The organism is Rhizobium sp. P38BS-XIX, from assembly GCF_012641435.1.
Taxonomy (GTDB): Bacteria; Pseudomonadota; Alphaproteobacteria; order Rhizobiales; family Rhizobiaceae; genus Rhizobium.
This window is the reverse complement of sequence record NZ_JABAIJ010000004.1, coordinates 295,746-310,317: the sequence shown is the minus strand read 5'-3', so window position 1 is coordinate 310,317 and position 14,572 is coordinate 295,746. Positions and strand designations below refer to the sequence as shown.

Here is a 14,572-nt window from a genome sequence, read left to right as displayed (position 1 = left end):
GAGACGTAGATAAACATTCGTAGATGCTGCATTTTACGCCTCCTGTGTTTGATTTGCGGATGAGCGTATAATACGCAAGATCCGTGGATCGGCAACCCCCACAATTTCGAATTGTAGGAAAGCCACCCAAACTGTTGCGCCAGCGCAACAGTCGATGTCATCATCAAAACGAATTGACGATGCCGCCGCCGGTGCGCATCTGCTGGACCATGATGTGGGCATGATAGTGCATGGCGCATTTGATCGCATAGATCTGCAACACCACTGGGGAACGCCGATGAAGGAGGAGCTTGAGAAAGCGCTGACGATAGACGGCGCGCAGTTCGACCTCCTTTACGCGCCGCATCAGCCTGACAAAAATGCCAACTGCCTCCAATGCCCAGGTAGCGTTGAGTGCAATCAAGCGTAACGGATGACGACGCAGATGACGCAAGCGGGTACTTTCGGGTTCGATCCGCGCATCGATGTAGAGCGCATCAAGGCGGTCAAAATAGGCAGCCGGCTGGTGCAGGTCGCTGAGGACCGAAAGATATCCATCCCGTAGCGTTTCGCGAGAGAGGTTCAGAGGAATGACATTGGTTCCGAAAGCGGGAGGGTCGTCATTGTCCAGGCGCCCTTCCTTGGCAAGGCGCGTATAGAGTGGTGTCTTCGGGATCGCCGCGAGCATGCCGATCATGGCGTTGACGATGCGCGCATCCTTGATGAAGACACGCTGCGCATCGAAGATCGTCGCATCGTCACTGTCGAAGCCCAGAATCATGCCACACCAGACCTCCATGCCAGTCTCCTGGATGGTGTGGATCTTATCCAGCATCGTGCCGCCCTTGCGCAGGTTCTGCAGCTTCTTGGTTTCGCGCAGCGCCTCCTCGTTCGGCGTTTCGATGCCAATGAAGACGACACGGATATTGGCGTCGACCATCAACTGCATCAATTCGGCGTCGTCTGCGAGGTCGATCGAAGCTTCCGTCAAGAATGTCATCGGATAATGATGGCGCTCTTGCCAGGCGACGACATCACGCAGCACGTCCTTGATCGCCTTCTTGTTGCCGATGAGATTATCGTCGACGATGAAGGCCGTATCCATCCCCGCTTTCAGCAGCGCCTCTATTTCGGCAATAACCTGCGCGCTAGCCTTGATGCGCGGCTTGCGCCCGAAGACGACGATGATGTCGCAGAAATCGCAAGTGAAAGGACAGCCTCGTGAGAACTGGACGCTGCCAACAGCATATTCGTCCATTTTCAAAAGATCGAAGCGGGGAACCGGCACACGGCTCATATCCGTCTTGTCGGATTGTTCGTAACGGTCGGCATGGCAACCCTGTTGCCATTCAATCAGGAATTTCGGCCATGTCTCTTCAGCTTCGCCGATGAAGGAGACGTCGACCAGATCGCCGAAATAGTCCTCCTTGACCGTGACCCACGGTCCGCCGACTACGGTGAAGCAATTGCGACGTTTGAGCTCTGTCAGGATTTCCGTCATCCGGAACCGCTGGACGATCATTCCGGTCAATGCGACGATGTCGGCCCTCTCGCATAATTCGAAGTCGATCGGTTCGACATTTTCGTCCACGAGAGTGATTGAATGCTCCGCAGGCGTCAGCGCCGCAAGCAGCGGCAGGCAGGCGACGGGAAGATTGGCCTTTACATCGAATAGCGGCAGCGCATGTTCCATCCCCCAGTAGGAGGTTTCGAAACGCGGATTGATGATGACGATATGAGCCATTGAATATTCCGCTCCACGACTTTCGAGATCTGGTTCGGCCTACATCAACTGTCTGTCATTCACGTGTGCCTGCTCTTGCCGTCTCGCGGCAGAGCAAGCCTTTCAGCATCTAAGGGATGGTCTTAGCAGCCTTATATGAGCTCAGGATTAAATTAGCGAAGCAATGCGAATTCGGCGCGATTGGACGCATGGTGTGTCCTTTCAAATCCGGCGCTGATTTTTTGAAGCTCCATGTCGAAAAGCGCAGATCACGAGCGTCTTTATATAAGCGGGTCGAGACACCTGGCTCTCAGGTTCGTTTGCCAATGTTCGATCTGGTTCGGAGGAGGAGACAGAAAATGAGTTCGTCTTATCGTTGGGTCATCGTCGGTGCCGGAGCCTTGATGACCTGTGTCGCGCTTGGCACAATGTTCTCCCTTGCCATCTTTCAGGTGCCGATCGCCGCGGATACCGGCTGGTCGCATGCCGGCATCGCCGCCGCGATGACCTTGAACTTCCTTGTCATGGGGCTGGGCGCTTTTGGTTGGGGTGCCGCAACCGATCGCTTCGGTATACGCATCGTGGTGGTGATCGGCGCCCTCCTGCTCGGGCTGGCGCTGGTATTGGCCAGCAGAGCCAGCTCGCTTTTCGAATTTCAACTGACCTACGGCATCCTCGTCGGCCTTGCGGCCAGCGCCTTCTTCGCACCGATGATCGCCGCAACAACGGCATGGTTCGACGAAGGTCGGAGCCTTGCGGTATCCCTGGTCTCAGCTGGAATGGGCGTTGCGCCGATGACGATCTCGCCCTTCGCCCGCTATCTCATTTCCGCTTATGACTGGCGCTCCGCGATGCTGATCATCGGCCTTATGGCGTGGATTCTGCTTGTTCCGGCAGCCCTTCTGGTGAGACGGGCCCCGACGACCGATGAGACGATAGGCGCCGGAGGGAAGATCGAGGATAGGAACCTGCCATTGGGCCGGATCTTCCGGTCACCGCAATTTCTCGTTCTTGGCGCTACCTTCTTCGCCTGCTGTGCAGCACATTCAGGCCCAATCTTTCACATGGTCAGTTATGCCACGATCTGTGGCGTTGGTCCGATGGCCGCCGTCAGCATCTATAGCGTCGAGGGTCTGGCTGGCCTCGGCGGGCGCCTCCTCTACGGCACGCTTGCCGATCGATTGGGCGTGAAGCCGGTTCTGGTTGCCGGCCTTCTTGTACAAGCCGCAGCGCTTGCGACTTATCTGCTGGTCAGCGAACTCCATGAATTCTACATGCTGGCAATCGTTTTCGGCAGCGCCTATGGCGGGGTCATGCCACTCTACGCGGTCCTTGCGCGCGAATATTTCGGGCCGCGGGTGATTGGTACGGTGTTCGGCGCGGCCTCGATGCTGTCGAGCATCGGCATGGCGGCCGGCCCTCTCATTGGCGGTTGGATCTTCGATACGTTTGCCAATTACGCTTGGCTCTTTATTGGATCGTCGCTGGTAGGGCTGGGCGCTGCCGCTATTGCACTCGCCTTCCCGCCCATGCAAAGGCTGCAGATGCAGCCGGTTTAGGCCCTCACGGCGCCAACGACCTTGGCGAATCATGCCCGGGTGCAGTGCATTTGAAGCGCTGCACCATCGGGTTCGAACGCTCGAATTACCCAAGGCAAGCCCAAGGCCCAGCATATTCGTCGCTTACGAAGCTTACACACAGCTTTCCGGCAGCGACAAAGGTTGCAGCCATTGCAATTTTCAATTTTTAGCTAAAACTCACCAATGCATCAGGTGCGTGATCTCCTGGGGGAGGAAATCCGGAGAGCACCCACTGGCGCGACCTTCCGCGCCGTTCGGCGGGAAGGCCCTGCTTAATGTCATATGGGGGACATGACACCTGTCTTTGGACCATGTCCTTGGTGCAATTGGGAGGATTGAGCAATGGCAGCCACGTCCGTGGCCGAGACGACGAGTCGAGGCATGACCAGGGAAGAGAAGAAGGTCATCTTCGCCTCTTCGCTTGGAACAGTATTCGAATGGTACGATTTCTATCTGTACGGATCCCTGGCTGCCTTCATCGGCACGGCATTTTTCAGCGAGTATCCGGAAGCAACACGCAATATTTTCGCCTTGCTCGCCTTCGCCGCAGGTTTTCTCGTCCGGCCGTTCGGCGCATTGGTGTTCGGGCGGATCGGCGATCTCGTCGGCCGCAAATACACCTTCCTGGTGACCATTCTGATCATGGGTCTCTCGACCTTCCTGGTCGGCGTTCTCCCCGGCTCCGGTAGCTGGGGCTTTGCGGCACCCGTGATCCTCATCATCCTGCGCCTATTACAGGGGCTCGCGCTCGGCGGTGAATATGGCGGTGCGGCCACCTACGTGGCCGAGCATGCGCCTGACAACCGCCGCGGCTATTACACATCCTGGATCCAGACGACCGCGACGCTGGGTCTCTTCCTGTCACTCATCGTCATTCTGGTCGTTCAAAATGCGATGGGTAAGGATGCCTTTGCCGCGTGGGGCTGGCGCATCCCGTTCCTGCTCTCCTGCGTCCTTCTCGGCATCTCGGTCTGGATCCGTCTGTCACTGCGGGAATCGCCCGCCTTCAAGAAAATGAAGGAAGAGGGCAAAGGCTCAAAGGCGCCGCTGACGGAAGCCTTCGGTCAATGGAAAAACGCCCGGATCGCGCTTCTTGCGCTGTTCGGCCTTACCGCCGGCCAGGCAGTCGTCTGGTACGCCGGTCAGTTCTACTCGCTGTTTTTCCTGCAAAACGTGCTCAAAGTGGATGGCCAGTCCGTCAATATCATGATCGCAATTGCGCTGCTCATCGGTAGCGGGTTCTTTGTGTTCTTCGGCTGGCTCTCCGACAAGATCGGTCGCAAGCCGATCATCATGGCGGGCCTGGCCCTGGCGATCCTGACTTACTCCCCGTTGTTCAAGGCATTGACCAGCGCGGCTAATCCCGCACTTGCACAGGCGGAACAAACGGTCCGGGCGACAGTCACCGCGGCTCCCGGCGATTGCACCTTCCAATTCAATCCGGTAGGCACTGCCAAGTTTAACAATTCCTGCGATATCGCCACATCCTTCCTCTCGAAATCGTCGGTTCCCTATAAGGTTACCGACGGCCCAGCCGGGCAACCGGCCACCATCAAGGTGGGTGATGCGACGATTACCTCCTACGACGCGACGGCCGCCGGGGCCGGTGCCGCCGCAAAGAGCGCCGCTTTCGCCCATGACATGAACCTTGCATTGCAGAAGGCCGGCTTCCCGCTGGCACGCGATCCGGCCAAGGTTCCGGACGTCAAGCTCGATGCCTTCATCACTGCCAACCCTGAGCTTGGGCTGAACGCGGCGACGGTGAGAGCGGGCGACAAGACCGTGACCCCGGTTGCCGATCTCGTCAAGGCGAAGCTTCTGACCGCAGACCAGGCAGCCGGCGCCACCGACATGCCGGTCTACACCATCGCCAACGGCGGCACCTTCAAGATGGTCGCGGATCCAGCCGCGATCAACTGGCCACTGACGATCGCCATCCTGACGATTCTCGTGATCTACGTGACAATGGTCTACGGCCCGATCGCCGCGATCCTCGTCGAAATGTTTCCGACACGTATCCGCTATACCGGCATGTCTTTGCCCTATCACATCGGCAATGGCTGGTTCGGCGGCCTGCTGCCGGCAACAGTGTTTGCGATGAGTGCTGCCAAGGGTGATATCTATTACGGTCTTTGGTACCCCATCGCGATTGCTGCCATGACACTGGTCATTGGCATCGTCTTCGTTCGCGAGACGAAGGGCGTCGATCTGAACGCGATCAAATAGCGCAACGGAAGCCCGGCACCGCATGTGCCGGGCTTCATTTTAGAAGCAATTCCCGGACACGGGTCGACAGTCTTCAGCGATCGGCGCAGTGCCGTGATCGAGTTCCGTGCCTCTTGCGCGGCATCATCGTTTGCACGCTTTCGCTGCTCCAACTTTGTTCGCACGATGAATTACGCATCTCAGCCTGTCTCTTCGCAGACCGGAATTGCTCGATCCGGCTCCAAGAAAATATATTCTATAGAATAAGTCATCAAAGGAAGACCGCGCCTTGTGATTGGGCAGTGGAAGCCTAGGAGTGTGGGAACGATTAACGACGTATCCCCCATGACCTTGCTGGCTATTCAAAACCTGTCCCGCGCCTTCGGCTCGACGCAAGCCCTGGCGGATGCGTCCCTGACAATCGATCGCGGAGAGATCGTCGCCTTGATGGGCGCCAACGGCGCCGGCAAATCGACGCTGGTAAGCATCCTGTCCGGCATCCATCAGCCGGATTCGGGCGGCATCACCTGGAACGGAGAAGCCTATCGCGCCAATAGTCCGGCAGAGGCGACCGCTCAAGGCGTCGTTACCGTTCACCAGTCGACAGATGTCGTCGGCGCCGCAGGACTTTCAGTTGCCGATGCGCTGTTGCTCCATCAATTCGTCGACGGACGACAGCCTTTCTTCCTGTCGAAGCGCTCGGTGCGGCGCAAAGCTGCAGCCATACTGGATGAGATCGGTTTCGACTTGCCGCTTGAGCGCGATTTCGGCGAGCTTGGCGCCGCCGATCGTCAGATGGTCGCCATCGCCCGCGCGCTATCGAACAAGGCACAGTTGCTCATCCTCGATGAGCCGACGGCTAGTCTTTCCACGCGCGAAGCGCAGCGATTGTACGAAATCGTCCTGCGGCTGAAGGCGCGCGGCATGGGCATTCTTTACATCTCGCATCGCACGGCTGATCTCGATGCGCTTGCCGACCGCGTGGTCGTCCTGCGCGGAGGTCGCAATGTCGGTGCCTTCACCCGGCCGATCGACTTCGACGCAGCCATTGAAACCATGATCGGCCGATCACTGAATACGGCTCGCCCGCAACGTCGGGAACAGCTCGGCTCAAAGAGGCTGGAGCTGCGTGGCATGCAGCTCCTTGCCGGCAGTGTGCCTTTCGACCTCACCCTTCGTGCCGGCGAAGTGGTTGCGGTAACCGGTGTCCTCGGCGCCGGCAAGAGCCGGTTGCTTTCGACAATTTTCGGCATCGAACGGCCCGCCACAGGGGAGATGCTCCTGGACGACGCACCCTATAGGCCAGCCACACCGGCCGATGCGATCGCGCGCGGCGTGGTCATGGCGGCCGCCGATCGTCATCGTTCCTCACTCATGCCGGCCGACTGGCCGGGGGAAAGCATCGCCGCAACGATCAGCTTGCCACATCTCGGTCGATGGTATCCCTCCGGCCTCCTGCTCTCCGGTCGTGAGCGCCGGGAGGGCGAGAAGGCGATCAAGCGGCTCGGCATCAAAGCATCTGGAGCCGGGGCGTCGGTCTGGTCGCTCTCCGGCGGCAATCAGCAGAAGGTCGTCCTGGCACGCTGGGAGGCGGAACCGAGCCGGCTGCTGCTTCTCGATGAGCCCTTTCAGGGTGTCGATGTCGGCGCCCGGCAAGACATCATCGCCGCCATACGCGCCCATGGCGACCGCGCCACATTGATCGCGACATCCGACCCGGAAGAGGCACTCGAAGTCGCCGACCGCGTCCTGGTGATGGAGCATCACAGCCTGAAAGACGCCGCCTTCGCAGCCGCCGACCAAAACCGTAATGAGGAATATGCCTGATGAGCGACGGCACCATCCAGATGGAGAAACAACGCAAGTTAGCAGGCGAGCCGGTTTCCCTGAGAGAGTTCGTGCGTCGAAGTGCTGTGTTTCTGCTGCTGATCGTCCTTCTCATCGTCTTCAGCTATGCTCAACCCGCCTTCATCAACATCAACAATCTGATGAGCATTCTTCAAGCGGTCTCCGTCGTCGCCATCCTCGGCGCCGGTGTCACGATCACGCTTGCGATCGGCGGTTTCGATCTTTCCGTCGGCGCTGTCGCAGCTTCCAGCGTCATGGCCGCAAGCTATGCCATGATCGTGCTCGATCTCGACGTTTATCAGACGGTGCCGCTCGTGCTTGCTTTCGGCGCGCTCGTTGGGCTTGCGAACGCCGCACTCATCGTGCGGCTGAAAGTGCCGGATCTCCTGGCCACGCTCGCAACGATGTTCCTTCTCTCCGGCCTTCAGCTCATTCCAACTGCCGGACGTTCGATTTCGGTGGGGCTGATTTTGCCGAACGGCACGACCGCGACGGGCAAAGTCGATCCAGCCTTTCTCGGCATCGGCCGATCGAGCCTCTTCGGAACGGTTCCGTTCCCCGTCATTCTCATGCTTGTCGTCGCCTTCGTGCTCTATGTCCTGACGGAGCGCACCCGGCTTGGCCGCCTGCTCTATGCGACGGGCGGGAATGAAGCTGCGACGCGTTTGGCCGGCGCCAATATCGCCCGCCTGAAGATCTTGGCCTACGTGCTTTCCGGCATGCTTGCATCGCTGGGCGGCATCATCATTGCCGCACGTGTCGGCCGCGGTGACGTTTCGTCCGGCGGTTCGCTGCTAATGGATGCCGTGGCGGCCTCGTTGATCGGATACGCGGTCCTCGGCTTGCGTCGACCCAACGTGCTTGGAACGACCATTGGCGCGGTTTTTGTCGGCGTCCTCCTCAATGGCCTGACGATGTTGAACGCGCCGTATTACACTCAGGACTTCATCAAGGGTGCCGTTCTCGTCGGTGCGCTTGCCCTCACCTATGGCATCGCCCGCAATAAGGGATGATGCCAGCGACCTGGATCAGAGATCCACGCCGAAACGGGCACGGTAGAATCCGGGCGTCACGCGCAGATGCTTCAAAAACGCCCTGTGCAGTGTGTCGAGACTCCCAAATCCGGACCGTTCGGCAATGCGGGCAAGCGGCCAATCCGACGTCTCGAGAAGAGCCTTCGCCCGATCCAACCGTGCGGTTTCCACGAATTGCATCGGTGTCGTGCCGGCCTCCTTGCGGAAGCTGCGCGCGAAGGTTCGTTCGCTCATTCCTGCGCGAGCGGCCAGGATCGGACCGGTGAGATCCCCCGTCGGATCTTCGATGATCTCACGCATGAGCTTGCGAAGACGCGGCGTCGCATTTGCCTGAAGCGAAAGGCCAGTGCTGAATTGCGACTGTCCGCCTGGCCTGCGCATGAACAAAACCATCTGACGGGCAACCGCAAGGGCCGTCTGCGGACCACAATCGGCTTCGACCAAAGCCAGGCATAGATCGATGCCTGCTGTAATTCCTGCGGAGGTAAAAACCGGCGGGGCGGCGACAAAGATCGCATCGGGCTCAACCTCAATCTCGGGCCGAAGTTCCTTCAGAAGCGCACAGGAACTCCAATGCGTGGTAGCTCGACGGCCATCGAGAAAGCCGCCGGCCGCCAGTATGAACGCCCCGGTGCAAACGCTCGCCATTCGCCGCGTAACCGCTATTCGAGAGTGTAGCCAGTCAAGCAGACCAGAGCCAAATATGACCTGTCGTAACCCCTCCTCGCTTCCGCCCGCGAGAATGATCGTATCCAAATTGCCAGGCAAGTCCCGAAGGCTAACGGCCTCCCCAAACACCAAACCGCCGGCGGAGCTGCTCTTGATCGCTCCTCCGCCGGGCGAGGCAAGCACGACGTCGTAAGGCACCCCATCCGGCGGCAGATGAAAGTTCGCCATGGCGAACACCTCCATGGGGCCGACAATATCGAGGGCCTGGACGCCGTCATAGCCAATGACGGCAACATGCCGGACACTTTTCACGGAGTTTTTCATTGGCAGAAAATGCGATATCTTTGACATTTTCGCCAGCCTACTCCAGGAATATTTTGATGGCGCACCTATGCCAATAAGGGTCCTTCCCATGCATCGCGCTGATTTGAGATTTTTCCTTTTCGCATCGCTGGCGTTCATTCTCGCGATTTCGGCCGCCGGAGCCGCCTTCGCCACGGAAAGCGTCCTTCACCTACCACCGTTGAAGCCCGGGCATACGCGCCCACTGATTGCCATAGCGGCGGACAATGCCGGAACGGAAACGACCGATCTCGTCGTTCCCTATGGCGTCATCAGCGATGCAGGCATCGCAGACATTACCATCGTCTCGACCCATCAGGGTGCGATCGACCTGATGCCGGCATTGAAAATCATGCCCGACACCACAATGTCCGAATTCGATCGGGCGCATCCGGAAGGCGCTGACATCATTATCGTCCCTGCCATGCACGACAGCAGAAACAGCGATGTCGTCAGCTGGATTGGTGAACAATCCTCGAAGCGGGCAGTCGTCGTCTCGATTTGCGAAGGCGCTTGGCTTGCGGCTCGCGCCGGTGTTTTCGAAGGCAGGCGGGCGACGACGCATTGGTACGCCTTCGACAAGATACGCCACGCCTTTCCTCATACCCATTGGGTGCGCGACCAACGCTACGTCGTCGATGGGAGCGTTGTGAGCACGACCGGGGTCACGGCCTCTATTCCGGTATCGCTCGCCTTGGTCGACGCGATCGCCGGACCTGCGAAAGCGCGCTCCGTCGCCACCCACCTCGGCGTGAGCGACTGGGGCATCTCGCATGACACGTCGTCATTCCGAATGACGACAAGCCGCCTTTTTCGGTTCGCGCAGAACTCTCTTGCTTTCTGGCGCCACGAAACCGTTCGACTGCCAGTTCGGGATGGTTTCGATGAAATCGCACTTGCCCTGACCGCAGACGCCTGGTCCAGAACCTATCGTTCGCAGGCGATCGTTGCGGAAAAATCGTCGTTGATCCGCTCTCGCAACGGCCTTGTGCTGATCCCGGAAACGCCTTCGAATTCTGACGGGCCTGCCTTGGAAATTCCGGCCTTTCCCTCGGCTCAAACGCTTGACCATGCGCTCTCCGAGATTTCCAGCCGTTATGGCGAAAGCACTGCCGACATTGTCAGTCTACAGCTGGAATATCCAGCAAAGCCGTGACCGACGCCCGCCAGGCGAACAAAGGATCTGAGCCGCATCCGGATACGATACGGCTCAAAACCAATTGAGTTCAGATTAGCTTTTCCAGGGTAATCGGCAGATCGCGAATACGCTTGCCGGTCGCATGGAAAACGGCGTTGGCAATGGCCGGCGCAACGCCGACGATGCCGACTTCGCCCACACCCTTTCCACCAAGCGCAGACGCCTGGTGATCCGGTACGCCGACCGAGATCACCTGGATATCCGGAATGTCGGAATTCGTTGGGACGAGATAGTCACCGACATTGTTGTTGACCGTCCGTCCGTTACGCGGATCGATCAGGCCTTCTTCGAGAAGAGCTTGGCCGATACCCATGATGATGCCGCCCCGCCACTGGCTTTCGACCAGCCGCGGATTGTAGAGGCGACCACAATCGAAGGCGGAGACCATGCGGGAAACGCGCACTGTGCCAAAATCCTCGTCGACCCTGACCTCGGCGAAATGGGCGCACCAGCTATGCATGGAGAAATCGCCCATGGTTGGGCCCTGAACCTTCGCCATGGTGGTCCATGCCTGACGCTGCTCCTGTGCGTTTGCACCGTCCGGCAGAGTATTTCGGCGGACCTCGATCTCCTCGCGCTTGAGCGCTGTCATCAGCTCGGCCAGCGTAAGCGACGGTGTCTCGCCGCGCGGCGCCATGATGCGGCCTTCGGCGAAATTGAGCGTATTTGCGCCCGTCTCGCGGAACGGAGAATTGGCGTCGTTGAGCGCAAGACCGATAAGCTCGTCGCGGGCGGCAGTCGCTGCCTTGTGGACAGCGCCCATGATCGAGCCTGCGAGCATCGAACCGCCGGCGATGGCCGAACCCGGCAGACGTGAATCGCCGAGATGCACCTCGACCTGGTCCACGGGAATGCCGAACACCTCGGCGGCACTCTGTGCAAGGATCGTGTAGGTCCCCTGCCCCATGTCGATCGCACCACTGACGACCTCGACCTTGCCGTTGCCGAGAATACGGATCATCGCCTCGCTGGGCGCCCGGATCACGGGAAACGTGCCGCAGCCGATACCCCATCCGATCAAAGTCTTGCCCTCCCGCATGGAGCGCGGTTCGTGGCTGCGCCGCGACCAGCCGAAGGCTTCCGCACCTTCAGTCAGTGCCTCGCGCAGCCGGCGCGTCGACCACGGCTTTCCCGACTGATAGTCGTGATCGGCGTAGTTCTTCAGTCTGAGTTCGAGCGGGTCCATGCCAAGCTTGTAGGCAAGCTCTTCCATGGCACACTCGATGCCATAGGCGCTCGGGTTTTTGCCGGGGCCGCGCAGCGCGCCTGGCGTGACACTGTTGACCGGGACGATGCGGTGCTGTGAGGAAAAGTTCTCGACTTTGTAGAGAACAGCGGTAGCGGCTCCCGTCTGCTCGGGCCAGTCGGCATAAACAGAAGTTTCGCTTGCACCGCGATGAACGATCGCTTGCAGGATACCATCCTCGCTCGCGCCAAGCGCGATTTTCTGCCTGGTCCCTGCCCGGCCGCCATAGCTCGTGAAATTCTGCGGACGGGTGACCGCAAGCTTCACAGGGCGGCCAAGTTTTCTTGCGGCCGCGATTGCAACCGCACCATAGGCGAGCGGCTGCCCCTTCGACCCAAAACCGCCGCCGATGAAGGGCGAAATGATCCGGACATTCTCATAGGGCATGTCGAACCATTCGGAATACATGCGCGCCATCCCGTGCGACCATTGGCTCGGCTCCCAGATCGTCAGCTGGTCGCCATCCCATCTTGCGGTCAGCCCATGCGGCTCCATCGCAACGTGGTATTCGCGCGGCGTCGAATACTCCGCCTCAATCCGCACCGGTGAGGCGGCAAGTGCGGCTTCTGCATCGCCCCAGGCGGAGGACAAGGCATCGACAAGCTTCCCTTCGCCGCCATTCGGATCTTTGAGATCGGCGACATGCCTGCCTTTTTCGTAGGTGACCCTCACCAGTCTCGCTGCTTCCGTCGCCTGCTCGCGGCTCTCGGCCACAACCGCGGCAATCGACTGACCGTTAAACTGCACCTCGCGTGGAAGCGGATAGTAGGGGCCTTCAACAGGCCTGTTGCCGCCCCAATCGCCGCCGAGCTTCAAGCCGAGATCATCTTCCGGCGTCAGCACCATCAGCACGCCGGGCATAGCGAGCGCGGCCGATGCATCGATCCTGACGACACGTCCAGCCGGTATCGTACTTTGAACAAGAACAGCATAAGCGAGGTTTTCGACCGGATATTCCAACGCATAGGTGGCCGTTCCCGTCACCTTCATGTTGCCTTCGAAGCGCGATTGACGACCGCCGACGGTGCCGTCGGACGCATCGCCATGCTTGCGGGGTTCCATCATGGTCATACAAGGCCTCCCATTTTCAGAATGGCGCGGGCGATGACGCGCGGCGCAAGTTCGATCTTGTAGTGGTTGCCGCCATGCGAGACGGCACCCTCCATGGCGAGGCGACTGGCCTTTTTGACAAGTTCAACGTCGAGTGCCTTGCCGACAAGCGCTTGTTCGACCTCTCGAGCCCTCCAGGGCCTCGTCGCGACACCGCCGAGTGCGACGCGAATGTCGCGAACCGTCCTGCCGTCTGCCTCAAGCTCCAGGCCGACGGCGGCACTTGCCGCTGCAAACTCATAGGACTGCCGGTCGCGAATTTTGAGATAGGTTGAATTGCGAGCGGCTGCCGTAGCGGGAATGCCGACCGCGGTGATGATTTCGCCGCGCTGCAGGATCGTTTCCTTGTCCGGCGTATCGCCAGGACAGAGGAAGAAATCGTCGACGGTCGCTTTACGGCTGTCCGTGTCAATCGTGGCGTCGAACGCGACCAGAGCAACCGCCAGATCGCCAGGATAAGAGGCGATGCAGGCGTCACTCGTCCCGAGCACTGCATGATTGCGCGTGACGCCACCGATGGCGGAACAACCGGAACCGGGATTGCGCTTGTTGCAAGCCGAAAAGGCACCGGGATCGCGGAAATAGGAACAGCGCGTCCGCTGCAGCAGATTGCCGCCGATCGTCGCCATGTTGCGCAGCTGGGCGGAGGCGGCAAGCGACAGCGATTCCGAAACCGCCGGGAAGGCCGCACGAATGTCACGATGATCGGCAACGTCGCTCATTTTCGCGAGTGCGCCGATCCGCGCCCCGCCTGCATCGACGACAATAGCGTTCATGCCGGCGATATGGGTGATGTCAACGACCGTATCCGGCTCGGTTACGCCGCATTTGGCAAGATCGAGCAACGTCGTGCCGCCAGCCAGCAGCATGGCACCGGCCTGCTGCGCTGCCTTACCTGCTTCAGCTTGCGAATTGGCCCTGACATACGAAAAATCTCGCATCATGCCACCTCCGCAGCCTGGCGCACCGCCGCAACGATGCTGTTATAGGCTCCGCATCGACAGAGATTACCGGACATATATTCGCGAATTTCCGTATCCGAATTCGCATGCCCCTCGCGAATGCAGGCGACCGCCGACATGATTTGGCCGGGGGTGCAATAGCCGCATTGAAACGCGTCATGCTCGATGAAGGCGGCCTGCACCGGATGCAGATCGCCGGCTTCGCTGGTAATGCCTTCAATGGTGGTGATCTCACGGCCCTCGACCTGCGCGGCCAAGGTGAGACAGGAAAGCACGCGCCTGCCGTCGACGTGGCAGGTACAGGCGCCACATTGGCCTTGATCGCAGCCCTTCTTGGTGCCCGTCAGCGCCAGGTGCTCACGCAGCGCATCAAGCAGCGTCACGCGTGGCTCGATATCGAGTTCGTGTCGTTGCCCGTTGATATCGAGTGCGATGTGGATGGTTCGTGTCATGATAAGCTCCTGCTATCGTCACGAAGATAAGACCTACGAAACTAGGAGGGTCTGTTCGTGGGTCTACCGTTTGCTCTATGATTTCTGTTGAAGGATGAGGCCGATGGCATTTCGATATGGCTGCCGGCACTCATCTGGATCGTGATGTCAACGGCGTCGCCAATAAACGGAGGCGCCTCCGTTTAAATTAAGGCCTGCCGTATTTTCGTCAAGCCCTACCCCAA

The 14,572-nt window shown here is 59.4% G+C and carries 10 protein-coding genes; 5 read left to right on the top strand and 5 right to left on the bottom strand.

Annotation, left to right across the window (positions count from 1 at the left end; translation table 11 throughout):
- Positions 1-163: 163 nt before the first annotated feature.
- On the bottom strand, positions 164-1,723 hold the full coding sequence (locus tag HGP17_RS15790; protein WP_168810536.1) for a DUF4070 domain-containing protein: 1,560 nt from the start codon (positions 1,721-1,723) through the stop codon (positions 164-166).
- A gap of 338 nt (positions 1,724-2,061) precedes the next feature.
- On the opposite strand from HGP17_RS15790, the gene HGP17_RS15785 reads away from it, so the two are divergent.
- The 4 genes from HGP17_RS15785 to HGP17_RS15770 all read left to right on the top strand — a co-directional run bounded on the left by HGP17_RS15785 (position 2,062) and on the right by HGP17_RS15770 (position 8,348).
- Positions 2,062-3,261, top strand: a complete 1,200-nt coding sequence (locus HGP17_RS15785; protein WP_168810534.1) for an MFS transporter — start codon at positions 2,062-2,064, stop codon at positions 3,259-3,261.
- Positions 3,262-3,624: 363 nt separating this feature from the next.
- Positions 3,625-5,508, top strand: coding sequence for an MFS transporter (locus tag HGP17_RS15780; RefSeq protein WP_168810532.1), 1,884 nt, complete (start codon positions 3,625-3,627; stop codon positions 5,506-5,508).
- A 324-nt stretch (positions 5,509-5,832) separates the two neighbouring features.
- Entirely contained in the window at positions 5,833-7,314 is a 1,482-nt protein-coding gene (locus HGP17_RS15775; protein ID WP_168810530.1) for a sugar ABC transporter ATP-binding protein, read from the top strand.
- On the top strand, positions 7,314-8,348 hold the full coding sequence (locus HGP17_RS15770) for an ABC transporter permease (RefSeq protein WP_168810528.1): 1,035 nt from the start codon (positions 7,314-7,316) through the stop codon (positions 8,346-8,348). The genes HGP17_RS15775 and HGP17_RS15770 overlap by 1 nt, the downstream gene beginning before the upstream one ends.
- 15 nt (positions 8,349-8,363) lie before the next feature.
- Here the strand turns inward: HGP17_RS15770 and HGP17_RS15765 are convergent, their stop codons facing one another.
- On the bottom strand, positions 8,364-9,350 hold the full coding sequence (locus HGP17_RS15765; protein WP_348648948.1) for a helix-turn-helix domain-containing protein: 987 nt from the start codon (positions 9,348-9,350) through the stop codon (positions 8,364-8,366).
- 100 nt (positions 9,351-9,450) lie between these two features.
- Between HGP17_RS15765 and HGP17_RS15760 the strand changes: the two genes are divergently transcribed.
- Positions 9,451-10,536, top strand: a complete 1,086-nt coding sequence (locus HGP17_RS15760; RefSeq protein ID WP_168810526.1) for a DJ-1/PfpI family protein — start codon at positions 9,451-9,453, stop codon at positions 10,534-10,536.
- Between the two features lie 70 nt (positions 10,537-10,606).
- Here the strand turns inward: HGP17_RS15760 and HGP17_RS15755 are convergent, their stop codons facing one another.
- From HGP17_RS15755 to HGP17_RS15745, 3 genes are read right to left on the bottom strand one after another with little or no spacing between them, the layout of a single operon-like run.
- On the bottom strand, positions 10,607-12,895 hold the full coding sequence (locus tag HGP17_RS15755) for a xanthine dehydrogenase family protein molybdopterin-binding subunit (RefSeq protein WP_168810523.1): 2,289 nt from the start codon (positions 12,893-12,895) through the stop codon (positions 10,607-10,609).
- Positions 12,892-13,875: a xanthine dehydrogenase family protein subunit M gene (locus HGP17_RS15750; RefSeq protein ID WP_168810521.1), complete on the bottom strand. Its 984-nt coding sequence runs from the start codon at positions 13,873-13,875 to the stop codon at positions 12,892-12,894. Before HGP17_RS15750 ends, HGP17_RS15755 begins: the two co-directional genes overlap by 4 nt.
- On the bottom strand, positions 13,875-14,348 hold the full coding sequence (locus HGP17_RS15745) for a (2Fe-2S)-binding protein (RefSeq protein ID WP_168810519.1): 474 nt from the start codon (positions 14,346-14,348) through the stop codon (positions 13,875-13,877). Before HGP17_RS15745 ends, HGP17_RS15750 begins: the two co-directional genes overlap by 1 nt.
- Positions 14,349-14,572: the final 224 nt, after the last annotated feature.